The 20,781-nt window shown below is 68.3% G+C and carries 29 protein-coding genes; 27 read left to right on the forward strand and 2 right to left on the reverse strand.

Going from position 1 to position 20,781, the window contains the following annotated elements; genetic code table 11:
- Positions 1 to 17: 17 nt before the first annotated feature.
- The 9 genes from ACFV6V_RS02040 (at position 18) to ACFV6V_RS02080 (ending at position 6,199) form a co-directional block, all read left to right on the forward strand.
- On the forward strand, positions 18 to 197 hold the full coding sequence (locus ACFV6V_RS02040) for a hypothetical protein (RefSeq protein ID WP_385557670.1): 180 nt from the start codon (positions 18 to 20) through the stop codon (positions 195 to 197).
- Positions 198 to 240: 43 nt separating this feature from the next.
- Positions 241 to 414, forward strand: a complete 174-nt coding sequence (locus ACFV6V_RS02045) for a hypothetical protein (RefSeq protein ID WP_385557673.1) — start codon at positions 241 to 243, stop codon at positions 412 to 414.
- A gap of 14 nt (positions 415 to 428) precedes the next feature.
- On the forward strand, positions 429 to 1,508 hold the full coding sequence (locus ACFV6V_RS02050) for a hypothetical protein (RefSeq protein WP_385557676.1): 1,080 nt from the start codon (positions 429 to 431) through the stop codon (positions 1,506 to 1,508).
- Between the two features lie 171 nt (positions 1,509 to 1,679).
- Positions 1,680 to 1,913, forward strand: a complete 234-nt coding sequence (locus ACFV6V_RS02055) for a hypothetical protein (RefSeq protein ID WP_385557679.1) — start codon at positions 1,680 to 1,682, stop codon at positions 1,911 to 1,913.
- Positions 1,914 to 2,044: 131 nt separating this feature from the next.
- Positions 2,045 to 2,512, forward strand: coding sequence for a hypothetical protein (locus ACFV6V_RS02060; RefSeq protein ID WP_385557682.1), 468 nt, complete (start codon positions 2,045 to 2,047; stop codon positions 2,510 to 2,512).
- A 1-nt stretch (position 2,513) separates the two neighbouring features.
- Positions 2,514 to 3,356, forward strand: a complete 843-nt coding sequence (locus tag ACFV6V_RS02065; RefSeq protein ID WP_385557684.1) for a hypothetical protein — start codon at positions 2,514 to 2,516, stop codon at positions 3,354 to 3,356.
- A 75-nt stretch (positions 3,357 to 3,431) separates the two neighbouring features.
- Positions 3,432 to 5,444: a hypothetical protein gene (locus tag ACFV6V_RS02070; protein ID WP_385557687.1), complete on the forward strand. Its 2,013-nt coding sequence runs from the start codon at positions 3,432 to 3,434 to the stop codon at positions 5,442 to 5,444.
- Between the two features lie 9 nt (positions 5,445 to 5,453).
- Complete coding sequence (locus ACFV6V_RS02075) at positions 5,454 to 5,921, forward strand: hypothetical protein (protein ID WP_385557690.1); 468 nt, start codon at positions 5,454 to 5,456, stop codon at positions 5,919 to 5,921.
- A gap of 11 nt (positions 5,922 to 5,932) precedes the next feature.
- The gene (locus tag ACFV6V_RS02080) at positions 5,933 to 6,199 is read left to right on the forward strand and encodes a hypothetical protein (protein ID WP_385557693.1); all 267 of its coding nucleotides are present in this window, start codon (positions 5,933 to 5,935) and stop codon (positions 6,197 to 6,199) included.
- A 6-nt stretch (positions 6,200 to 6,205) separates the two neighbouring features.
- On the opposite strand, the gene ACFV6V_RS02085 is transcribed toward ACFV6V_RS02080, so the two are convergent.
- Entirely contained in the window at positions 6,206 to 6,388 is a 183-nt protein-coding gene (locus tag ACFV6V_RS02085) for a hypothetical protein (protein WP_385557696.1), read from the reverse strand.
- 166 nt (positions 6,389 to 6,554) lie between these two features.
- Between ACFV6V_RS02085 and ACFV6V_RS02090 the strand changes: the two genes are divergently transcribed.
- The 3 genes from ACFV6V_RS02090 (at position 6,555) to ACFV6V_RS02100 (ending at position 9,369) form a co-directional block, all read left to right on the forward strand.
- Positions 6,555 to 6,800, forward strand: a complete 246-nt coding sequence (locus ACFV6V_RS02090; RefSeq protein ID WP_385557699.1) for a hypothetical protein — start codon at positions 6,555 to 6,557, stop codon at positions 6,798 to 6,800.
- Positions 6,801 to 7,072: 272 nt separating this feature from the next.
- Positions 7,073 to 7,231 carry a hypothetical protein gene (locus ACFV6V_RS02095; protein WP_385557702.1) on the forward strand — a complete coding sequence of 53 codons (159 nt, stop codon included), beginning with the start codon at positions 7,073 to 7,075 and terminating at the stop codon, positions 7,229 to 7,231.
- On the forward strand, positions 7,231 to 9,369 hold the full coding sequence (locus ACFV6V_RS02100) for a GDSL-type esterase/lipase family protein (RefSeq protein WP_385557705.1): 2,139 nt from the start codon (positions 7,231 to 7,233) through the stop codon (positions 9,367 to 9,369). Before ACFV6V_RS02095 ends, ACFV6V_RS02100 begins: the two co-directional genes overlap by 1 nt.
- 74 nt (positions 9,370 to 9,443) lie before the next feature.
- On the opposite strand, the gene ACFV6V_RS02105 is transcribed toward ACFV6V_RS02100, so the two are convergent.
- A complete protein-coding gene (locus ACFV6V_RS02105; protein ID WP_385557708.1) occupies positions 9,444 to 9,680 on the reverse strand; it encodes a hypothetical protein in 237 nt (78 codons plus the stop codon).
- Positions 9,681 to 10,093: 413 nt separating this feature from the next.
- Between ACFV6V_RS02105 and ACFV6V_RS02110 the strand changes: the two genes are divergently transcribed.
- The 15 genes from ACFV6V_RS02110 to ACFV6V_RS02180 all read left to right on the forward strand — a co-directional run bounded on the left by ACFV6V_RS02110 (position 10,094) and on the right by ACFV6V_RS02180 (position 20,780).
- A complete protein-coding gene (locus ACFV6V_RS02110; protein ID WP_385557710.1) occupies positions 10,094 to 10,315 on the forward strand; it encodes a hypothetical protein in 222 nt (73 codons plus the stop codon).
- A 667-nt stretch (positions 10,316 to 10,982) separates the two neighbouring features.
- A complete protein-coding gene (locus ACFV6V_RS02115) occupies positions 10,983 to 11,369 on the forward strand; it encodes an HNH endonuclease (RefSeq protein ID WP_385557713.1) in 387 nt (128 codons plus the stop codon).
- A gap of 580 nt (positions 11,370 to 11,949) precedes the next feature.
- The gene (locus tag ACFV6V_RS02120; protein WP_385557716.1) at positions 11,950 to 13,485 is read left to right on the forward strand and encodes a hypothetical protein; all 1,536 of its coding nucleotides are present in this window, start codon (positions 11,950 to 11,952) and stop codon (positions 13,483 to 13,485) included.
- 15 nt (positions 13,486 to 13,500) lie between these two features.
- Complete coding sequence (locus tag ACFV6V_RS02125; protein WP_385557719.1) at positions 13,501 to 14,874, forward strand: phage portal protein; 1,374 nt, start codon at positions 13,501 to 13,503, stop codon at positions 14,872 to 14,874.
- 3 nt (positions 14,875 to 14,877) lie between these two features.
- A complete protein-coding gene (locus tag ACFV6V_RS02130) occupies positions 14,878 to 15,948 on the forward strand; it encodes a hypothetical protein (RefSeq protein ID WP_385557721.1) in 1,071 nt (356 codons plus the stop codon).
- Positions 15,949 to 15,990: 42 nt separating this feature from the next.
- Complete coding sequence (locus tag ACFV6V_RS02135; RefSeq protein ID WP_385557723.1) at positions 15,991 to 16,542, forward strand: hypothetical protein; 552 nt, start codon at positions 15,991 to 15,993, stop codon at positions 16,540 to 16,542.
- A gap of 57 nt (positions 16,543 to 16,599) precedes the next feature.
- Positions 16,600 to 17,562, forward strand: a complete 963-nt coding sequence (locus tag ACFV6V_RS02140; RefSeq protein ID WP_385557724.1) for a phage major capsid protein — start codon at positions 16,600 to 16,602, stop codon at positions 17,560 to 17,562.
- Positions 17,563 to 17,733: 171 nt separating this feature from the next.
- Positions 17,734 to 18,078: a hypothetical protein gene (locus ACFV6V_RS02145; protein ID WP_385557727.1), complete on the forward strand. Its 345-nt coding sequence runs from the start codon at positions 17,734 to 17,736 to the stop codon at positions 18,076 to 18,078.
- Between the two features lie 68 nt (positions 18,079 to 18,146).
- Positions 18,147 to 18,554: a hypothetical protein gene (locus ACFV6V_RS02150; RefSeq protein ID WP_385557730.1), complete on the forward strand. Its 408-nt coding sequence runs from the start codon at positions 18,147 to 18,149 to the stop codon at positions 18,552 to 18,554.
- Positions 18,555 to 18,564: 10 nt separating this feature from the next.
- A complete protein-coding gene (locus ACFV6V_RS02155) occupies positions 18,565 to 18,813 on the forward strand; it encodes a hypothetical protein (RefSeq protein ID WP_385557733.1) in 249 nt (82 codons plus the stop codon).
- A 2-nt stretch (positions 18,814 to 18,815) separates the two neighbouring features.
- Positions 18,816 to 18,980, forward strand: coding sequence for a hypothetical protein (locus ACFV6V_RS02160; RefSeq protein ID WP_385557735.1), 165 nt, complete (start codon positions 18,816 to 18,818; stop codon positions 18,978 to 18,980).
- Positions 18,981 to 18,990: 10 nt separating this feature from the next.
- On the forward strand, positions 18,991 to 19,560 hold the full coding sequence (locus ACFV6V_RS02165; RefSeq protein WP_385557738.1) for a hypothetical protein: 570 nt from the start codon (positions 18,991 to 18,993) through the stop codon (positions 19,558 to 19,560).
- Positions 19,557 to 19,970, forward strand: coding sequence for a DUF6093 family protein (locus ACFV6V_RS02170; RefSeq protein WP_385557740.1), 414 nt, complete (start codon positions 19,557 to 19,559; stop codon positions 19,968 to 19,970). The genes ACFV6V_RS02165 and ACFV6V_RS02170 overlap by 4 nt, the downstream gene beginning before the upstream one ends.
- On the forward strand, positions 19,967 to 20,368 hold the full coding sequence (locus ACFV6V_RS02175; RefSeq protein WP_385557742.1) for a hypothetical protein: 402 nt from the start codon (positions 19,967 to 19,969) through the stop codon (positions 20,366 to 20,368). The genes ACFV6V_RS02170 and ACFV6V_RS02175 overlap by 4 nt, the downstream gene beginning before the upstream one ends.
- A 4-nt stretch (positions 20,369 to 20,372) precedes the next feature.
- A complete protein-coding gene (locus ACFV6V_RS02180) occupies positions 20,373 to 20,780 on the forward strand; it encodes a hypothetical protein (RefSeq protein ID WP_385557744.1) in 408 nt (135 codons plus the stop codon).
- Position 20,781: the final 1 nt, after the last annotated feature.

The following is a 20,781-nucleotide window of genomic DNA, read 5'->3' on the forward strand; positions in this document are numbered from 1 at the left end:
CGACGGAAGGCACAGCCATGTCTCAAGCCGATCACTTCCGCGCGCTGCTTGCCCGTGTCTCCGATGCGGTTGGTGGCTTCGAGCGGCTGTCCTGCCCTCACTGCACGTTGGTGATCCGCTTCCGCGGCGTCAGTGCCGCCGAGGCCGGGTGGCTTCGCCAGCAGATGGCCGATCACATCGCTGGCCACACCGCCTAAGCACTCACACCCGTCCGTTTGACCACCCGAACAGGAGAACGCCATGCCCGAGCAGACCGTCATCGCCTACCTCGCCGAGTACCGCGATGCCCGCGCCACCGGCGACTACGACCGCGCGATCTCGATCGTGTTCGACGCCATCGAGCAGGCCACCACCAATCCCACCGCCCGGCTTCTCGACGAGATCCGCGGCCTCCACCAGCCCGCCGCAGCGTGAACGGAGAACGCGCCATGAATCGGCTCCTCGCGCTTCGTCGGCGGCTGGACGTGTTCGCCGTCGTCGAGAAGCTCCTGACTCTGGCCTCGCTGGTCCTGGTTGCCGTGACCGTGGGCGGGCAGCTGGGGAACATCCTCGGCGTTCACGGCAAGCTCGGCACGGTAGTCGCCTGGTCGATCGCCCTCGTGTACGACGCTCTGTGGATCGGTGCTCTGCGCATGTCGGAGGTCGCGATCCGGCAGCGGTCCACCGTCGGCATGGCCGTCATGCTGGGTCTGTCGGCTGTAGCGGTCGGGGTGTCCACGACGACGCTGCTGTTCCTCGGCCATGCGCAGGTGTTCGCGTTCGTCCCGGTCGCTGCCGCGCTGTTCATGGGGCTCCGGCTCTTCGCCGGGAACGTCCTCGCCGACGGTGAGACCGCGGCGGCGATCGCCGATCAGTCCGCAGCCGACCGGAACGAGCGCGCCCTCGCCGCGGCTGGCGCCCGGCATCTGCGATCCGAAGCCACGACCGACGTGCTCGGTGAGACCGCCGGGCACCTCGCTGAGACGCACCGGCAGATCGCTCGCGCCGAGACGCTCACCAAAGCCCAGGCGCGCATCAACAAGGCGCGTTCCGAAGCCGAGGCGCGGCTGGTGAAGTCGGAGAAAGAGCACGGCACGAAGGCCCGAGCCTTCACCGAGCGCGACCTCGTCCTGGCCGTGTCCCGGCCCGCGGTCACGGCCGGTGGACACACCCCGGCCGAGCAGGGTGGTCACACCGTGGTCACACAGGCCAAGGCGGAAATCGAGCCCGTGACCACCCCGCCCGTGACCGGGGTCGAAACGGACATGGTCCAAACGCCCGCCGAAGGGTCCATGACCCTCGAAGAGCTCGCTGGCGTGGCCGGGGTCGAGCTGCCTCAGCCCGGCATGACGCTGACGGACGAGCAGCTCGAAGTGGTCCTCCGATGGCTGCGGTACGGCATGGAGCCGCCCCGCTCCTACCGGCAGGCACAGAAGGAGTTCCGCGCTGCCGGCTTCACCGCCCGCGAGGAACGAGTCCGCCGCATCTGGGGCGAGATCGAGACGAAGGAAGTCCTCCCCGTCAGCTAGTCCGACACCACCAGTGAGGCCCAGCACCCCGCAGGTTCTGGACCTTGCTGCAACTGCCGAACAAGAAACAGCAGGTCAAGCCAGGTGAGTGAGCCGGTGAGCGGAACCCTCGCAGACCCGGCAAGCAGACCCCGGCAGCCCACCACCCGCCCCACTCGACAGGAGGAACCCATGGTCACCCGCACCCGGCGCCCGAGGCAGGCCGATCGACAGGCCCGCTCCGCCCAGCACCTGGGTGACCGGCGCCGGGCTGCGGAAGCCCAAGGCCCCCTGACCGTCCTGCCCGTCGCCGTAGATCAGCTTCGAGCCACCATCGCCCGGCTCCCCGAGAACCAGCGGCCCGCTGCCGCCGCGAGAGCCACCGAACTGCTGGACCAGCTCCGGCAGGCCATCGCCGAATCCTGACCGTCCGTAATGGCTCAACGGCTCGGCTCAAGCCGTCCGGGCCGAGCCCGAAGACTCCAACGCGCCCCAGCGCGCCCGCGCGCACGCGAGGAAACCACTAACTCACCGTCACCGCAAGGGGGACACTCGAAATGCCCGTCATCGATGCAGGGATCTCCGCCGCCACCGGCGGCACCTGCCTGGGAGCAGCCGGCGTGCTGTACGTCGCCGACCGGCTCCCATGGATCAACAAACTCGCCTCGAAGATCAAAAGTCCGCAGATCCAGGTCGTGCTCGTCCTCACCGCCAGCATCGGCCTCGTCTCCACCCCGCTCGGCCAGTGGATCAACAAAGCCACCACCTTCGTGGACGGCTTCGTCGACGGACTGGCGGGCGAGTGGACCGGCTTCGGGATCATGTTCGCCGCCGCCATGACTGCCCTGCTGTGGCTCATCTCGGACTTCATGACCGGCGTGAAGCCCCGGACCCTGCTGCTCGCTGCCTTCACCCCGCCGCTCGCCGTCATGATCCCCGGCTCGCTCGGTGAAGGAGCATCCAGCGCCCTCGGGTTCATCGCCACCCAAGTCGGGTCCCTGGTCATGTGGCTGATGGGGGGCTGACGTGCTCGCGCTGATCCTCCTGTTCGCCATCGCCTACTGCGCCGCCCGCGGCCTCGAAACCGCACTCGGTGACGTGACCGACAAGCACAAGAAGCGCATGGCCAAGGCGTCGAAGAAGAAGGGCCGCCGCTACGGGGCCAAGCTCGCCGCCTGGTCCGCGACCGGCGCCACCTGCGCGGCCACGTTCGCCCAGGCGTTCGGCCGTGGATGGAAGCGCGAGTGGCCCAAGGCCAAGGAGCGCGCTACGGCCCGCTTCGACAAGACCAAGCCGGCCGAGATCGGCGACGACATCGCCACCGACGGCACACCCAAGACCCCGACCGAGAAGCCCGCGGCCAAGCCGAAGACCGACAAGGCCGTCGACACCCCCAAGGCCAAGCCCACCCCGGGCACCACGCCCACGCTCACGCTCATCAAGACCCCCGACACGACAGGAGACAACCCCATGGCCCTCGCGACCATCCCCGAGATCACCGGCGTCAACACCCTCAAGCAGGCCGTCGCCCGCTTCGCCTCAGAGGCTGGCGTCACCGCCGAAGAGGCTGGAGCCATCGCCCAGCGTGCGGCCGAGCAGCTGGCCGCCATTGAAGCCGCCATCGAGCAGGCATCCGCCCTGGAATTCGGTGACGACGGCGGCACGCTCGAGGAGCTCGCCGCTCTGCGTGACCAGTACGCCGCAGCCCTGGCCGCCGCCCAGGCGATGCAGAAGGCGGCCGTCGACAACGCGGCCATCGCCGCCCAGTCGTCCCGCAACATCCACACCCGGCACGGCGGCATCCAGGAAGCGGTCGCCGCGACCGGCGGGCGCATGGCCTCCAAGCAGGCGTACACCGCCGACGTCTAACCCACCTTGCGGCCCCAGCCGACCAGCTGGGGCCGCCCCCTCCCCAGACCACGAGCCGCAGGAGTAGCAGCCGCCATGCAGACCACCGTCGAGAAGACCACCGGCACCGACGACCGCCCGACGACCCGCAAGGCCGGCTCCTCCCGCAAGCCCTCAACCAAGGCCGCCCGGCGTGCGATGCGTGTCGCCTACCGCACCCGCCGCGCCGCAGCCCCCCTCTATGCCACCGCCGCCCAGGCCGTCGCCGGAACCGTCCTTGCCGTGCCCGTCGACGGATGGAAAACCGCGCTCGTCGCCACCGCCGCCGGGGCCGTCACCACCGTCGCCTGGGGCCGCTGGGACGCCCGCCTCGGCAAGAAGCGACTCCGCAAGCGGCTCCCCAGCCGGGCGGACTTCATCGCCACCGCCTCTGCGGTCACCACCGGCGGCGGACTCGTCACCGCCATGGCCGCCACCGGCGGGCTCCAGGCGGGCCACGGTCCCTTCCCGGGGCTCCTCGTCGCCTGGGGCCTCGGTCACGGCATCTACTGGTGGCGCCGCGGCAAGAAGACCGCTGCCCCCGCTCCCGCACTGTCCGAGCAGCTGCTGCTCTGGCAGGACGAAGTCGCCTGCACCGACGGCCCCCTGCCCCGCTCCGAGCTCGTCGACGTCAACACCACCGACTACGGCTGGACCGCGATCATCATTGTCCGCAAGGGCAACTGGCGGAAGGCCCTCGCCGCTGCTGCGGATATCGCCGCCGCCCTCGACCTGCCCGAGGGCATGGTGCAGATCGAGGAGGCCGTCGGGCAGTCCGCCAAGCGTGCCCGCATCGCCGTCTTCAACTGCAACCCACTCCAAGACGGCACGGACTACCCAGGCCCGCAGATCCTGGACACGGCCACAGGTCAGGCCGAGGTCGGCATCTTCTACGACGGTGAGCCCGCCCGGTACGCCTTCTGGAAGCCCTCCGGGCCCGTGCACACCGTCGTGTACGGGGCCACCGACGGCGGAAAGTCCCGCTTCCTCGACATGCTCCTCGGCACCGAACGGCACAACGGGATCGTCTCCTGGGTGTGCGACCCCCAGGGCGGCCAGTCCCTGCCCCGCTGGCGCGAGGCTGTCGACTGGTACGAGGACACCGCCCAGGGTGGCCTCGCCATGCTCTACGAAGTCCGCAAGATCATGTATGAGCGGTCCGGCCGCTACTCGATGATGAAGTTCACCGACGCCAAGGGCCGCACACTTCGCGGGCGGGACCACTTCGTTGTCGGCGACCCTGACCCGCTGATCGTCATGACGATCGACGAGGCTCACCGCGTCCTCGCGTTGCCCGGGGCGCCTGCCCTGGTCCTGGAGATCGTGCTGATGGCCCGCAAGTGCGGTATCAAGCTCCGACTCGTCTTCCAGGGCCCGAAGGCGAACATGTACGGGAGCGGGCCCGAGTCGACGGACATTCGCGAGCAGCTCCAGTCCGGCAACACGATCATGTTCCGTACCGCGTCGGCGCTCACGGACTCGATCGGTCTGCCCGGGTGGGAGGTCAACCCCAGTCGGCTGCCCATGTACTGGCCCGACAAGACGTCCACTGCCGGGCTGGGCTACATCAAGGGCCCCGACAATCGGCAGGCCCAGTTCCGCGCCCACTTCGACCGCGACCCCGCCCACTGGGCCACCACAGCCACCACGCCCACGCTCGAAGCCTCCGCAGCAGCCTGCACCGGCAAGGCGTACAGCCAGCGCCTCGAGCGGCTCGCGGCCCGACTCCGCGGCGAGACTCCGGTCCTGCCCGACGACGCCTTCACGGACACCACGGCCCCCGCGCAGCGCACCCCCAACAGCGACCCGATCGCCCAAGCCGCCGCCGCCATCGAGCTTGAGGCCCCGGCCGGCAGCGACGACCGCGTCTACGCGTTCCTCCTCGACTGCGCGCGCCCCGTCGGCCGCAACACCATCGCCCAAGAGACCCGCCTCACCGTCTCCGCCGTCAAGAACGCCCTCAGCCGCCTCAAGAAGACCGGGCGAGCCGTCGATGTTGATCGCGGCATCTGGGCCCACCCCGACCACGCAGACGCCCTCACCGACACCGACCTCACCCAAGCCGCATAGGAGCCCCCCGTGACCGTCCACCCCCGCAACCCGCCCACCGCGGCAGACCGCGAGCTCGTCTCCCGGCTTATGGCCGCCGTTGATGACGTCATGGAGACGCCGACCTCGTACCGCGACACCACCCCGCTACCTGCGACCGGCGATGCCCTGCCTGTGGCCCAACCTGGTGTCCCGCCGATGTCGCAGCGCACCACCGACACTCTGCGGGCGGTCATGTACGTCAGCGTGGCGACCGTGCCTCCGGGCCTGATCGCCATCGGCATCCTCGTTGCCTCCGAGCACGCTGACGCCACGGTGATCGGCATGATCTGCGCCGCCCCGGCCGTGCTCGCCCTCGCCATCGCCCGCCTCGTCCGGTCCGCGGGCAAGGCCGTGCCGCCGACGATCCACCAGCACTACACCGGCACCGTCAACCAGCACACCCAGAACGTGAACAGCCACAGTCGGTGGCTGGGTAAGACCACCAACAACCTGTAAGGAGACCGGCCATGGGATACGCCCACTACGAGATCACTCGGAACGGCGAGAAGATCGAAGCCGGATACGGCGTTGCGACCGTCTGCGAAGAAGAAGGCTGCGACGAGAAGATCGACCGCGGCCTGGGCTGCCTCTGCGGCAAGACCCCCGGCGGTGACGAGCACGGCTGCGGCGGCTACTACTGCGGCAAGCACCTCAACATCGGGCCGACGGAGGAAACCGGCGACCTGTGCGACCGCTGCTACGCCAACGTCGAACGCGAAGCCGTCGACGCTTGAACCCACCTACCCGCGGCCCTCGCCACCCTCGGCGGGGGCTGCTGGTGTTGCGCGGGCCATCCAGCGCTCGGTGCCGAGGGAGCGGGTCGGCATCAGGATCGGGGTGAGGCTGGCCAGCACGCACAGGCGCCGTAGCTGCGCGGCACACGACTCCCGCGAATTCGTCTGCACCGTAACCACCAGATCCATACGCGCAGTCTGGCCCATAGGCAGGGCCTATCGAGGCTGAAACCACCATTGCTTGACCGCATGATCTCGCGTATGTCACAGTGCGTTCATCGGAACACACGTGTGTCCGCAGACTCTCAAGCCCCCAGCTTCCGCCGGGGGCTTTCTGCATTCCCGGGGAGGTGCGATGCATCCGACCGAGCTGTACCCCGACGACCTCGTGTACGAGCACGAAGCCTCCGCGGCCACCGGCGTCCCCGGCCCCACGATCCGGCAGTGGGCCAGGCGCGGCAAGATCCGCCGCTATCAAGGCGACCCGACGCAGTACTCCGGCCACGGGCACGAGTACAAGACCATGTACGCGCTCCCCGAAGTGAAGGCGCAGGCAAGCCGCTACCGGCCCATGCCGCAGCGCGCGCCCAAGGCCGCCTAACCCCCGGACGAGGCCTCCGGTCGGGCCCCTTGCCCCGTGTCTGACCCCCAGGCCGACAGGGGCACCCCGCCCCGGAAGCGCAACCGGGGCGGGGCTTGGTCATCAGTAGTCCAGCGGCCTAAGACACCGTGCCGCGTGGGGATCGAGGCCCCAGAGAGATCGCGCGCTCCCTCTCGAACCTGCCCTCGGGCAGGAATGGCACCCGTCGCGGTAGCCCCGGTTCGAATCCGGGCGATGACCAATCCAAGCGTCAAGGAGCCGAGGAGGTAGCCGTGAGCGTAACCGCCGACCAAGCCATCGAGAACGCCGCTCGTCTCCTCGACCGTGCGGAAATCGAGCTCACCAACCTGCCGCTCATGGAACGCCTCGACGAACTTGCCGCCTCCTGGCTGCAGGTTGCTGCGCTGGTCATGGAGCGGGAGCGAGTCTGATGGCTTTTCCGAATGGCACCCCAGTCGTCACTCTCGTCGGCACGCTGCCGTCCGCTGTCGCTGGTACTGGATATGGCGGCCAGGTCGTTCTCACCCCGTCAGCGATCCTCACCGACACCGGCCGGAACGCGGTCTACGCCGGCGGAGGCAAAGCCACCATCACCGACGGCGCCTTCACTGTGCAGGTCATCCCGAACAACGCGGCCGGTGTTGCACCGGCTGGCTGGCGCTGGCGCGTCGACGTGCAGCCCTCGCAGGGGCAGCGGTTCGCGTTCTGGACGGACATCCACGGCAACAGCGGCGACACGATCCGCCTCGAAGACCTGATCCCCGCGCAGGCGCCTGGTGGTGGCACGACCGGCACGCCGGGCAAGAGCGCGTATGAGATCGCCGTCGACGAGGGCTACTCCGGGACCGTCGGCCAGTGGCTGGCGTCCCTCGTCGGACCAGCCGGAGCCACAGGCGCTACCGGTCCCGCGGGGGCGACTGGCGCCACCGGTCCAGCCGGGCCCACCGGCGCGACAGGATCAACGGGAGCGACCGGCCCTACCGGAGCCACTGGAGCCACCGGGCCCGCAGGCTCTACAGGCGCCACCGGGGCGACCGGCCCCGCAGGACCGCAGGGCGAGACCGGTCCGCAAGGCGAGCAAGGTCCTCCCGGCGCGGACGGATCAGAGGCCGAAGCCGAGGCCTACACCGACGCTGCCGTAGCCGCGCATGCGGCCGACACCACCGCGGTCCACGGCATCACCGACACTGCGGCCCTCGAGACCACCAGCGGCGCCACGGCGAAAGTCACCGCCCACACGGCCGCCACAGACCCCCACGGCGACCGGGCCTATGGCGATTCGACGTTCTATCCGCTGGCGTTCGGCAACAACCTGAACACCTTCGTCACCGACCTCCAGAACCGTGTCGGCGGCACCTTCGGCCTAGAGAACCGGGCGACAGCCCTGGAGACCGCGGTCGTCGCCTGGCGGCGGCGCCACCTGCCCGACCCCGTCGTCGCGGACAGTCTGTACGCCGGGGCTGCCCCGTCCATCAGCGTCGCGCAGACCGGTACGCCGACGTCCGGCTACATCAAGTACGCCCCTTCCGGCGTGACCTTGTCCGGCTCGGACGTGACCGGTCCGTTCACCTATCTGGGCGCGGGCAACGTCACGGTCGGCACCGGCACACCGGACTCTACCTACGTGCTGCCGACGTCCCGTTACCCGAACACTCGCGGCAATCTGACCTCCAGCCAATCCGTGTGGAGCGTGGAGTTCGGCACCGACGCGCAGACGTTCCAGCTCCGGTTCAACTACCAGACCGCCGGGATGTACAGGTTGAGCGTCGACGGCCGCAAGGTCGCTGACCTGATGACGGCAGTCGGCGGCACCACGGCCGGTTCCACGCACCTCATGACCGTCGACCTTGGCAGCGCGGCCTCGCGCACGATCAGGTTCGACTTCTACACCGTGCCCTTCGGTGGGGTGTTCCTTCCCCCCACCGCGACCATGTGGTCGACCGTCCCGAGCGGCGGCCGGTTCATGGGATTCGGCGACAGCCTCACCGACGGGAGCAGCATCAACACCGGCGGCGGCGCGGGAACGTGGCTGCACCGCACCGGCCGGCTGCTGGGCTCCAACGACGTTTGGGACGAGGCCCGGGGCGGCACCGGTTACATCACCGCAGGCTCCTTCGCGACTCTCGCGAACCGCGTGGCGGCCGATGTCGTCGCGTGGGCGCCCAGCCGTCTCGTCGTGTGGGCGGGCTACAACGACAACGGTGGCAGCCAGCCCAGCATTGCCACAGCCGCGGCCTCCCTGTACACGACCATCAAGACGGGGCTGCCTCAGTGCGAGGTGTACGTGATCGGCTGCTGGTCACCGTCTGGCAGCCCGGCGTCATCGATCACGAACACCGATGCGACGCTGCAAGCCGCGGCGGCGGCGGCCGGGTTCCCGTTCATCAGCCCCCTCACAGGAGGCTGCTACAACGCGGCAGGCACGCTCGTCGCCACCCACGGCGCATTCATCACCGCCGCCAACGCGTCCACCTACATCGGCGGCGACAGCGTCCACCCCACCGACTCCGGTCACATCTACCTATCCCGCCGCATCACGGCCGCCATCCGGCAGCTCATGCCCGCCTAGAACCAGAGGGGACCGTCATGCAGGAACCGTGGCGCTCAGCCTTGGCCTTCATCCTCGTCATCGCCGTCCTTCTGCTACTGCTCAGGCTGTTCCACGTCATCTGAGCCGCGGCGCCACGGTCGGTCCCGATCGGCAGGGAAGCGACGGGCGTCCGGGTCAGCACTCATCTGCCGCTGGGCTGCAGCAGCAACCAGCACGCCGATCAGCACCGCAGTTGAGAGCAGGACAAGCAGGCCCCATCCTTTGGCGGCGCTGTACAGCAGGACAAGCAGCGCGGCCACGAACACCCCGGCAGGCGCACCAGATCGCATCGGATCCCCCTCGATCGAGTGCGCACACCGTACCGGGACGGAGGCGGCGTGAGCAGACGAACCGGATGGCGCGTGTGCAGCAAGCCGGGATGCCCGGAGTACACGGACCAGGGCGGTCGCTGCCCGGATCACAGGCAGCAGGCAGAACGGGAGCGCGGATCTGCACGGCAGCGCGGCTACGACAAGACGTGGGCGCAGACGCGGGCCGCCTACCTTGCGGCTCACCCGCTGTGTGAGTGCGAGGACTGCCAGGCTCTGCCCGTCTCTCGCCGGCCTGCGGCCACGGACGTTGACCACATCGACGGGCTTGGGCCGAAGGGCCCGCGCGGCCACGACTCTACGAACCTGCGAGCGTTGACGCACGCGCATCACTCACGCCGTACCGCACGTGATCAGCCCGGAGGGTGGAACCGATGAGCAGTAGGACCAAGGCGCAGACCGTCGACGATCAGGGTTCGGCAGAGGAGCAGGCGGAGCGACCGGTCGAGGATGAGGCGACCCGCTGTGGCGCACCGCATCAGCTGCCGTTGCTGGCCCACGTCACGTGCCAGTTGGATGCCGAGGAGCTGGAGCCTGGAGCCGCGGGGCACGAGCACCGGCACGAGGACGGGGACACGGTCTACACGTGGCGTTGATCGACTCGGCGCACTCGGGGTGTTGATCGAGAGGGCTTGGCATGGTCGTTCGTCGAGCCATGCCCCTGACCTGCGGCTATGCCGCTGAGTGGTGATCGATGGGGAGCGGCAGGCCAGGCGCAGTCCTTGATCGGAGGGCCCCTCTGTCGTTGATCAAGGCTCTGACCTGCACCTTTGCGTCTTCGATCTTCGGAACCCCTTGGAAGATCAACCGGATTCGTCACTCTGGGTCATGATCACCTGGGGAGGGGCCCCTTCCAAGATCATCCAAAGGACCGCCGGGGAGGGGCGTCCGACGTCGGGCAGGTCCAGAGCTTTCAAGTTGATCAACGCGCGGGTCGCTACGCTACGGTTTGTGACCGCCAACTCCGCCCGCATCTGCCCCGGTTGCCATGCGTCGATCACTCCGAGCCCTCGTGAGCGCAATCCCCGAAAGTGGTGCAGCGAGGCGTGCCGACAGTGGGCGCGATCGCACCCCGGGCTGCCCCGTACCGGCAATACGACGTGCGCCCAATGCGGCGCTGCCCTCGCAGCCCAGTCGGTGACTGCTCGCTTTTGTTCGCGACGCTGCGGCGAAGTCGCCCGCGGGCAACGCCTGATTGCACCCCTTCCTCTGAGGGAGTGCGCTCTTCCTGAGTGCGGTGCCCAGTTCCAGCCTCGCCGCGAGATGGAGCGCTGCTGCAGCGAGAAGCACGGCAAGCAGCTGTACAACCGGGAGTCTCGCGCCGACGGCCGACAAAAGCCGCCGCGGTGGACAGACGAGCGGCGAGATCGGTACCACCGGCGTCGAGCCCAGAAGAAGGAGACCTCTACCGGCGAGGCAGTGCTGCTTGCCGAGATCGCCGAACGAGACGGGTGGCGCTGCCACATTTGCCAGAAGGCCGTAGACCCGGGACTGGTGTGGCCGCATTCGATGAGCCCGAGCCTTGACCACGTAGTTCCGTTGTCCAAGGGCGGTCCACATGAGCCCAGAAACGTCCGCCTCTCCCACGTGCGCTGCAACACCGCGCGTGGCAACAGGGGCGGTGGAGAGCAACTGCTCTTGACCGGCTGAGCGCAACGCCCGGCCGCGCTTTGCGCCGCAATGGCGCGACCGGAGGAGAAGCTGATGCCGAAAGGTGGAGCACGCGCCCGTTCCGGGCCGGCGCCTGACCCAAACGCGCTACGGCGCGAGCGGGACGTAGGCGAGTGGACCAACCTGCCCGCCGAGGGCCGCCAGGGCGCAACGCCAGACTGGCCACTGACGGAGCAGAAGGAACGGGAAGCTGAGCTGTGGGAGTCACTGTGGCGCAAGCCGCAGGCTCTGATGTGGGAGCGGTACGGACAGCAGCTTGAGGTAGCGCTGTACGTAAGGCGGCTGGTCGAGGCAGAGGAGCCCGGTTCCTTCGTCAACTTGTCGACCCTCGTCCGTCAGATGGCGGACTCGCTGGGGCTGACGACCCCTGGGATGCGGTCGAACCGGTGGCGGATCAACCCCGTTGACGATGTTCCGAAGCCGGCTACGCGGCGTGCAGCTCCCGCGAGGTCGACGTCGCGATCTCGGCTGAAGGTCGTCAAGAGCGATGGAGACTGAGTTCGTCGTCGACTTCCCCACGCTGTGGGTCGCCGCGGACTGGATTGAGCGTCACTGCGTCGTGCCGGACGGTTTCCGCAAGGGCGACCCGTTCCAGATGTACGACTGGCAGCTGTGGTGCACGGCGAACTTCTACCGGATCAAGCCGCGGGCGACGGTCGGGCAGCTGGCGCCGGCATTTCACTACCGAAGGTCGCAGTGCGTCGCCCCACAGAAGACCGGCAAGGGGCCATGGACTGCGGCGATGTGCGCCGCCGAGGGTGTAGGGCCGGTGGTTTTCGACGGCTGGTCCAAGGGAGGGGAAGCCTACGACTGCCGCGACTGGGGATGCGGCTGCGGCTGGGGATACGAGTACGAACCCGGCGAGCCCATGGCCCGACCGTGGCCGACGCCGCTCGTGCAGATCACGGCGTTCTCCGAGGAGCAGACCGACAACGTCTACCGCCCGCTGCAGTCGATGATCCGCAATGGGCCGCTTGGCGAGCTGATGCGCGTGGGCGAGCAGTTCATCCGGCTGCCGAACGACGGCCGTATCGACGTCGTCACCTCGAGCGCGCAGTCCCGGCTGGGTAACCCGGTGACGTTCGTTCTGCAGGACGAGACGCAGCTGTGGACGGTCGCCAACAAGATGGACCGGGTGGCTACGACACAGCGCCGAGGTGCTGCCGGTATGGGCGGTCGGACGATGGAGACAACGAACGCGTGGAACCCGTCGGAGGACAGCGTCGCGCAGCGCACAGCCGAGGCGAAGGTCAAGGACATCTTCCGGTTCCATCGCGTTCCGCCAGCGTCTCTGTCGTACAAGAACAAGGCCGAGCGCCGCAGGATTCACCGGTTCGTCTACGCCGGTTCGACGCACGTGGATCTCGACGCGATCGAGGCCGAGGCCGCGGAGTTGATGGAGAAGGACCCGGAGCAGGCAGAGCGGTTCTTTGGGAACCGCATCGTGTACGGCTCCGGCTCGTGGATGAACGGTGACGCTTGGGACGCTCTCGCGGCACCCCGGGAGGTGCCGGACGGTACGACGGTCGTGGCCGGCTTCGATGGTTCCGACGTCGACGACCACACGGCGCTGCGGCTGGAGACGCTGGATGGCTACCAGTTCACTCCGGTGTTCGGGCCCGATGAGTTGCCGACCATCTGGAATCCAGCCGACTACGGCGGGCAGGTGCCGCGGCTCGAGGTGGACGCCGCGGTGGACGAGGTATTCAAGCGGTACAACGTGCTGCGCTTCTATGCGGATCCGCCGTACTGGGAGTCCGAGGTGGACGCCTGGGCGGAGCGGCATGGAGAGAAGCGGGTCGTCCGCTGGTACACGTACCGCACCGTGCAGATGCACGCCGCTGCCGAGCGACTGCTGACGGACGTGAACAAGGCCGATTCAGTGTTCCGTCACGACGGCTGCATCATCACGGCTGCTCACGTGAGGAACGCCCGCAAGACGGCACGTACCGGAGGGCGCTATGTCCTGAGCAAGGCCAGCCCGGCGCAGAAGATCGACGCCGCTATCCCGAGCATTCTCGCCCACGAGGCTGCAGGCGACGCCGTCGCAGCCGGCGACGCCAAGCCCAAGAAGCGCAGGGCGCGCGGATTCTGATCGAGAGGGGGCCGGATGACGACTCAGCATGCTGTCCAGTCCCCGGAGTGGTGGCGGGATCGCCTGTATGTCGCGTTGTGCAAGCGGACTCAGGACACGAGCGTCTTCGACAGCTACTACGAGTGCGACCACCGGCTGCCGCACCTGCACGAGAAGGCCAGGGAGCCGTTCAAGCGGCTTCTGCGAATGTCTCGGGCGAACTACTGCGAGCTCGTGGTGGACGCGTTCGTCGGACGGCTGGAGGTGGCCGGCTTCCAGTCGGACGCCGAGGGCGACTCGGATGAGAAGGCGTGGCAGCTCTGGCAGGAGAACAACCTCGACGGCGGCTCGCAGCTGGCCTTTCTCGAGGCGGCCATTCGCGGTAACGCCTACCTCATGGTGGAGCCCGATGCCCGCGGCGGCTTCCGCATCACTCCGGAGCATCCGACACAGGTCATCGTCGTCTATCGGCCGGATGCGCCGGGCGTTCCGGCCGCGGCGCTGAAGCTGTGGCTGGATGACTGGACTGGGCGGATGTGCTGCACGCTCTACCTGCCGAGCAACATCTACAAGTTCGACGCTCCGGAGCCGAAGACAGGCGGCAACCCCGTGTGGGTGCGCCGCGAAGTCAAGGGCGAGGAGTGGGGCGGCAAGAACGTCCTGGGCGAGGTGCCGTTCGGGGAGTTGGCGAACCGGCCGCGGATGCTGAAGCCGGGCGCTTCGGAACTGCGCTCGGTGGTGGGGATCCAGGATCGGATCAACAAGACGATCACGGACCGGATGATGACTCAGGAGTATGCGGCGTTTCCGCAGCGCTGGGTGACCGGGATGGAGATCCCTGTCGACGAGAACGGTCAGGACATTGAGCCGTTCAACATCGGCCAGGACAAGATCCTCATGGCGGAGGAGGCTGGCGCCAAGTTCGGCCAGTTCGCCGCGGCGGACCTGACGGGCTACCTGAAAGCCAAGGAAGCGGATGTCCACGACATCGCCGCCATCACCTCGACCCCGCCGCACTACCTCCTCGGCAGCATGGTCAACCTGTCGGCAGAGGCTCTGAAGGCTGCGGAAGCGGGCCTCATCCACAAGATCTACCAGCGGCGCCGGTTCCTCGAGGAGGGGCTGGAGCGGACGATGCGGCTGGCGGGGATCGCGTCGTCGCAGGCCCGGATCGTGTGGAAGTCCCCGGAGTGGCGCACTGAGGGTGAGCTGGTGGATGCCTTGGTGAAGATGGCGACTCTCGGTGTGCCGCGTGAGGTGCTGTGGGAGCGCTGGGGTGCCACGCCGCAGGAGATCGAACGCTGGCGGCAGCTCAGTCAGGATGCCCTCGACCGGGTCATAGCGGGGGATGTGGCAGCCGAGTACGGGCCCAAGCCCCCGGCCGAGGCGTCTCTCGCAGAGCAGGGGTAGACGGTGGCGCCGACGGCGCGGCAGATCGCGTTGCAGCAGTACCGGCGGCAGCAACGGATCGTGCGGCGCTCCTCCGACCGCGTGCAGGAGCTGTGGCGGCTCCTGGACCTCGCCGACCTATCGGGCTCTTGGGATGCGGGCATCGGCAGCCGCATGGCCGCCACGGTGGCCGCGGCGCAACTCGCATCCGCCGAGTTGGCTAACGACTACGTGGACGAGGTGGTGGAGGCCGAAGGCGCCGACCCGATCCGGTCGGGAAGGGCTCGCGCTGCGGCGTTCGCAGGGGCTGCCGCAGATGGCCGTCCGCTGGAGTCGCTGATGTACCTGTCGGTCATCTCGACCAAGCAGGGCATTGCCGGGGGCATGTCGGTCGACGACGCGCTCATGACGGGTCTGCGGCAGGCGCTGCGGCTGTCCTCATCGGAGGTCACACAGGCGGGTCGCGGCGCGACCGGCGTATCCATGGCGGGCAAGCGAACGATCCAGGGCTACGTGCGGGTCGTGCAGCCTCCCGCTTGCGGCAGGTGCATCATCCTCGCCGGCACTGAGTGGGGCTGGAACAAGGGCTTTCAGCGGCACCCCAAGTGTGACTGCATCCACCTGCCGACGACGCTGATCGCCCGGAACCAGGGCGCGGGACGCCGGACATCAATCGGTGCGGACGAGTTCTCGCCGACCACCCGGCCGGGTTCCGGCAGGCGGGGTTTTATCGACCCGCACGCGTACTTCAACCGGCTCTCCCGGGCCGAACAGGACCGCGTGTTCACGGCGGCCGGGGCCAGGGCGATCCGCGAAGGCGGCGACATCTACGCCATCGTCAATGCCCGCCGCGGCATGTACACCACGACGACCTACGGTCGCACGGTGCGCGCGACCCGCGAGGGCACTACGCGTCGCGGGTCGTTCTATCGCTCCGAGCGAGCCCGCGATATCGCCCGCGGCAGAGTCCCCGGGGACATCGGCCGTGGGTACCGGCTCACCACACCTCGTCTCCTCCCTGAGGAGATCTTCGAGCTCGCGGAATCCCGCGACGAGGCGATCGCCATGCTGCGGCGCTTCGGCTACCTGACCTGACCGCGCGCAATGCGCGGCCTTATCCCGCAACGGGAGAGCACCATGTCCGAAACTGCAACCGAACCATCCGTGCCCGAAGGTGGAGACCCCGCAGGGCAGACGCCCGAGGCCGCCGCGCAGGCCGAGCACGCTGGCGACGTCCCTCTGGGGGCCGCGGGCGAGAAGGCCCTCGCGGAGTGGAAGCAGCGCGCCAGGGCGGCCGAGAAGACCAACAAGGAGCACGCCGCACGCCTCCAGGAGATCGAGGACCGCGACAAGTCCGAAGTCCAGAAGGCAGGCGAACGGGCCACGAAGGCCGAGCAGCGGGCCACCGCAATGGTGGAACGCGCCGCCCGCGCCGAAGTGAAGGCCCTGGCCTCCGCCACCTTCGCTGACCCGTCCGATGCTGCCGCGTTCCTGCGTCTCGGCGACTTCGTCGACGACGACGGCGACATCGACACCAAGGGCATCGAGAAGGCGCTCGCCGACCTGCTCAAGACCAAGCCGCACCTGGCCAAGGTGGCGGCATCCCCGTCGTTCGACGGCGGGGCGCGTCGGACGGCGGACAAGCCGACGTCCATGAATGACCTGATCCGCCAGAAGGCGGCGAAGTAACTCTGTCCGGCCCGGCGAGACCCGGCCGGCCATTCCCAGGAAAGGCAGGCACAAGCCGTGGCCTACAACAACCTGACGAGCCGCACCGACGCCGCGGCTCTCATCCCCGAAGAGGTCTCCAAGGAGATGCTCGGCAAGGCCGTAGAGGACTCTGCGGCTCTGAAGCTGTTCAAGCGAATCCCGGTGGCACGCGGCCAGCTTCGGCTGCCGGTGCTGTCGGCTCTGCCGGTCGCCTACTGGGTGTCGGGCGACACCGGTCTGAAGCAGACCACTGAGGTGAACTGGGCGAACAAGTTCCTCAACATCGAGGAAATGGCGACGATCGTCCCGTTCCCCGACAACGTCCTCGCCGACACCGACGCGGACCTGTGGGATGAGGCCGAGCCGCTGGTGCGCGAAGCGTTCGGGCGTCTCCTCGACTCCACCATCTTCTTCGGGACGAACGCGCCCAGCTCATTCCCGACGAACATCCTCTCCGCGGCCACGGCGGCCGGGAACTCCGTGAACGAGGGTTCCACCGCCGCCCAGGGTGGCTTCTACGGCGACGTAGACAACGTCTACGAGAAGGTCGAAGCTGACGGCTTCGAGGTCAACGGCTGGGTCGCGGCGACCTCCGCGAAGAGCAAGCTCCGCCGCGCCCGCGACACCCAGGGCCGCAAGCTGGACGAGGCCCGCGCTTCCGGTGACCTCCGTACCCTGGACGGCTACCCGATCGAGTACGCCATGAAGGGCCTGTTCCCGCTCGCCGGCGGAGTCGGCGTCGACGGCGTTCGGCTGTTCGGCGGCGACTGGGACGAATTCGTGATCGGCGTCCGATCGGACATCACCATGAAGATCCTCGACCAGGCCGTCATCCAGGACAACACGGGCGCGATCATCTACAACTTGGCCCAGCAAGATATGACTGCGGTCAGGCTCACGTTCCGCGTCGGGTGGCAGGTCTCGAACCGCATCAACAACGAGCAGCCCACCGAGGGATCCCGCTACCCCGTCGGCGTTCTCAAGACCGTCGGCGCCTGACCAGCTAGAATGCTGGCAGGCGGAGGCTAGGGTAGCTCCCGAAAAGCGTTCCCTGAGCGCCTGCCTCCGCCCTGTGTCCTTCAGGGCCTCGCCTTCAGGGAGCGAGAATTGAAAACCTGCAGAGACTGCGGGAAAGAGCTGCCCTACTCGGAGTTCTACAAGAATCAGAACGTGCGCGACGGGTACCTCAACTGGTGCAGGGAATGCAATCGCACCCGGTACGGCAGCGGTAGGTCCGAGCGAGCCAAGAGGGATCGACTCTATTTTCAGCAGATCAAGCTGGAGCGGGGCTGCACGGATTGCGGCTACAGGGCGAACCCCGTTGCTCTCGACTTCGATCACCTGCCTGGCCAGGTGAAGCTCTACCGGATTGCCTGCATGGCGGGCATGAGCCGAGCATTGATCGACGCCGAGATCGCCAAGTGCGAAGTCGTCTGCGCCAACTGCCATCGCATACGGACTGCTGACCGCCTCGCCAGCGATTCCGCCGACGACGGCAACGAACTCGCCGTGTAGACCATCAACCCAAGGGCGCCTGGAGGCAACTCCTCAGGCGCCCTTCTGTATGCCCCAAGGAGACTGACATGGGAGACACCGCGCCCCTCGTGCGGGTCATCGAGGTCGACGTACCGGCCGTTTCGACGGCTGGAAACGACGACGACACTGTGGTCGCGCAGGCCCCGTTCGACTGCACCGTGACTGCGGTGGAGTACGTCCCGGAGGCCGCCATCACCGGCGCCGCCACCAACAACCGGACCGTGTCCCTGGTCAACAAGGGGCAGGCCGGATCGGGGACCACCACCGTGGCGTCGCTCCAGTTCGACAACGGCGTCAACGCCACAGCGAACAACGAGCGGGCCATCACGCTGTCCGGTACCGCAGCGAACCTCGTGCTGGCCGCTGGCGACACCCTGCAGTGGCGGTCGATTCACGTCGCGACCGGCATCGCCGACCCGGGCGGCATCGTCCGGATCACCATCTCCCGGAACTAGGAGGCCCGTCGTGGCTACGACCCGATCGAGCAAGCCGGCCGGAGAGCCGGAGAACCAGCCCATCCCGGCGGACGACGACGTTGCCAAGGAAGTCCAGCGCCGCACCGACAAGGCGCAGGAGCAGGGCTTCTACGGCGTAGAGACGGACCCGACTCCGAACGAGCACTACACCGTTGCCGGCGTCGTCGAGGGGAAGCCGACCCCCGAGACGGACAAGGACGCGGCGGCCGAAGCCCGCAAGGCCGCCGGACTGGCCTGACCATGGGGCTTGCCTCGAAGGTCGGCTACCGGATCCGCCTGTTCAAAATCAGGCGGATCCGGCGGCGACACCCAGAACGAATCGCGCCCATGATGCTCAGCCGCATGCTGGCGGACATGGGCCTGAACGAGCGCGGCCAGCGTCGAGCCGTGGAAGCCGCCGATTGAGGAGGTCACCATGGCGCTACCCCCGTTTGCCACGGCGGCCGAACTGGCCGCGGCTACTCAGGCGGACATTCCCGAGGCCACAGCAGACCTGGCGCTCGCTTCAGCCTCGGCGATCATCCGGGGCTGGACGCGCCAGGACATCACCCGGGTATCCGACGACATGGTCATGCTGCGGGTATTGAACGAGTCCGAGCTCGTCCTGCCTCAGCGGCCCGTGGTGTCGGTGTCGCAGGTCCGCGTGAACAGCCTGGTCCTCCAGGACTGGGTGCTATCCGGCGAGCGACTGCTGCGTACCGGCGGGTGGCGGCGGCTTCCGGGCACCACGACGTACCCCGACCCGGGACTGGTCGAAGTCACCTACACGCACGGCTGGGAGGAAGTCCCGGACGACGTGCGGGCCGTATGCCTGGATCTGGCGTCGATGACTGTCACCAACCCGACAGGGCTGCGTGAGGTGGCCATCGATGACTACCGGCGGGTGTTCGCGTCCGAGACTCTCGGCTCGGGCACTCTGTCGGATGCCCACCGGAGCATGCTGACGCCGTACCGGCGCCGGTTCGGCACGGTCGGGCTGCGGTGAGCGCCCTCGACGCCGCCCTGGCTGCGGGCAGGGCGGAGGCTGAGGCGCGCATGACGGACCAGGTTCGCCTGTATCGGCAGACTGCGGACACGTTCGACCGCACAACCGGCACCACGGTCCCCGGGGCGCAGACGACGCTCTACACGGGCAAGGCCCGGGTGAAACCGGTCCACGTTTCGGCCGGCGAGGAGACTGTCGCCGGGGAACGCGAAGTCGCAGGTCGCCGATATGAGGTCCACGTCCCGTGGGGCACGCCCCTGCCCGACGGCGTGCGCGTGCTGCCCGGCGACCGTGTCGGGGTCATCAGCTCCACAGACACCCGCCTGGTTGACACGGTGCTGTGGGTGACGGGCGCCGAGTTCGGCTCTCAGGCAACAGCATGGCGAATCAGCGTGGAGGACAGGTCATGAGCGGTATCCGGTTCGACACGTCTGACGTGCGACGCCTGGAACGTCATCTGGCCCGGGTCGTACCGCGGGCACAGCGCGACGCCCACAGCGTGCTGGTTCGAGGCGCGCTGAACATCAAAAACGACTGGCGGGCCAACGCGCGCGCGACCGCCGGCAGTCACGGCAAGCACTACCCGCGGTCCATCGGCTACGACATCTGGCCCTTCACCCGGGACGTCACCGTGGCGGTCATTGGCCCGGACAAGGGCGGACCGCAGGGCGCTCTCGGCAACCTGCTCGAGTACGGCTCAGTGAAGAACCCGCCGCACAACGACGGCGGCCGGGCCCTGGCGGCTGAACTGCCCCGCTTCGAGGCGCAGATGGAGCTGATCGCGCGCCGCGGCTTGGCATGGTGGTGAGCCGATGACGACTCCCACAGTGCTGCCGCATATGGATGCGGTACAGGCGGCCCTCACAGCCACGGGCCTGACTGTGTACCTGGGCGGCACCCCCACCTCGAGCGGCTGGGTGCCGCCGGACAAGTTCGCCGTGCTGTATTTCGACCCAGGCATGGCTGTGCGGGAGTCGCTGGCCGACAGGCGCACCGACTTCGACGTGACGTTCCAGGTCACATGTGTCGGGGGCTCGGTCGAGCGCGCGCTGTGGGTCGCGGACAAGGTCCGACAGGCCCTGTCCGTGCAGCTCACGGTGGCTGGGCGTGCCAGCTGGCGTCCGGAGGATCTGGGCGGGCCGCCGGTCGCTCGCGACGACGACGTCACCCCACCCCTCTGGTTCCTGCCGGTGCAGTACCGGCTGAAGTCCACCTCCTAGG

Source organism: Streptomyces sp. NPDC059828, assembly GCF_042731955.1.
Lineage (GTDB): Bacteria > Actinomycetota > Actinomycetes > Streptomycetales > Streptomycetaceae > Streptomyces.

What these genes read in the sequence shown, in the direction of transcription:
- ACFV6V_RS02085 (WP_385557696.1), bottom strand. Translation starts at nt 6,388, where the DNA reads ATGGATCTGGTGGTTACGGTGCAGACGAATTCGCGGGAGTCGTGTGCC.
- ACFV6V_RS02165 (WP_385557738.1), top strand. Translation starts at nt 18,991, where the DNA reads ATGGCGCTACCCCCGTTTGCCACGGCGGCCGAACTGGCCGCGGCTACT.
- ACFV6V_RS02070 (WP_385557687.1), top strand. Translation starts at nt 3,432, where the DNA reads ATGCAGACCACCGTCGAGAAGACCACCGGCACCGACGACCGCCCGACG.
- ACFV6V_RS02175 (WP_385557742.1), top strand. Translation starts at nt 19,967, where the DNA reads ATGAGCGGTATCCGGTTCGACACGTCTGACGTGCGACGCCTGGAACGT.
- ACFV6V_RS02160 (WP_385557735.1), top strand. Translation starts at nt 18,816, where the DNA reads ATGGGGCTTGCCTCGAAGGTCGGCTACCGGATCCGCCTGTTCAAAATC.
- ACFV6V_RS02135 (WP_385557723.1), top strand. Translation starts at nt 15,991, where the DNA reads ATGTCCGAAACTGCAACCGAACCATCCGTGCCCGAAGGTGGAGACCCC.
- ACFV6V_RS02055 (WP_385557679.1), top strand. Translation starts at nt 1,680, where the DNA reads ATGGTCACCCGCACCCGGCGCCCGAGGCAGGCCGATCGACAGGCCCGC.
- ACFV6V_RS02060 (WP_385557682.1), top strand. Translation starts at nt 2,045, where the DNA reads ATGCCCGTCATCGATGCAGGGATCTCCGCCGCCACCGGCGGCACCTGC.
- ACFV6V_RS02050 (WP_385557676.1), top strand. Translation starts at nt 429, where the DNA reads ATGAATCGGCTCCTCGCGCTTCGTCGGCGGCTGGACGTGTTCGCCGTC.
- ACFV6V_RS02100 (WP_385557705.1), top strand. Translation starts at nt 7,231, where the DNA reads ATGGCTTTTCCGAATGGCACCCCAGTCGTCACTCTCGTCGGCACGCTG.
- ACFV6V_RS02180 (WP_385557744.1), top strand. Translation starts at nt 20,373, where the DNA reads ATGACGACTCCCACAGTGCTGCCGCATATGGATGCGGTACAGGCGGCC.
- ACFV6V_RS02040 (WP_385557670.1), top strand. Translation starts at nt 18, where the DNA reads ATGTCTCAAGCCGATCACTTCCGCGCGCTGCTTGCCCGTGTCTCCGAT.
- ACFV6V_RS02045 (WP_385557673.1), top strand. Translation starts at nt 241, where the DNA reads ATGCCCGAGCAGACCGTCATCGCCTACCTCGCCGAGTACCGCGATGCC.
- ACFV6V_RS02105 (WP_385557708.1), bottom strand. Translation starts at nt 9,680, where the DNA reads ATGCGATCTGGTGCGCCTGCCGGGGTGTTCGTGGCCGCGCTGCTTGTC.
- ACFV6V_RS02150 (WP_385557730.1), top strand. Translation starts at nt 18,147, where the DNA reads ATGGGAGACACCGCGCCCCTCGTGCGGGTCATCGAGGTCGACGTACCG.
- ACFV6V_RS02115 (WP_385557713.1), top strand. Translation starts at nt 10,983, where the DNA reads ATGGAGCGCTGCTGCAGCGAGAAGCACGGCAAGCAGCTGTACAACCGG.
- ACFV6V_RS02125 (WP_385557719.1), top strand. Translation starts at nt 13,501, where the DNA reads ATGACGACTCAGCATGCTGTCCAGTCCCCGGAGTGGTGGCGGGATCGC.
- ACFV6V_RS02080 (WP_385557693.1), top strand. Translation starts at nt 5,933, where the DNA reads ATGGGATACGCCCACTACGAGATCACTCGGAACGGCGAGAAGATCGAA.
- ACFV6V_RS02110 (WP_385557710.1), top strand. Translation starts at nt 10,094, where the DNA reads ATGAGCAGTAGGACCAAGGCGCAGACCGTCGACGATCAGGGTTCGGCA.
- ACFV6V_RS02090 (WP_385557699.1), top strand. Translation starts at nt 6,555, where the DNA reads ATGCATCCGACCGAGCTGTACCCCGACGACCTCGTGTACGAGCACGAA.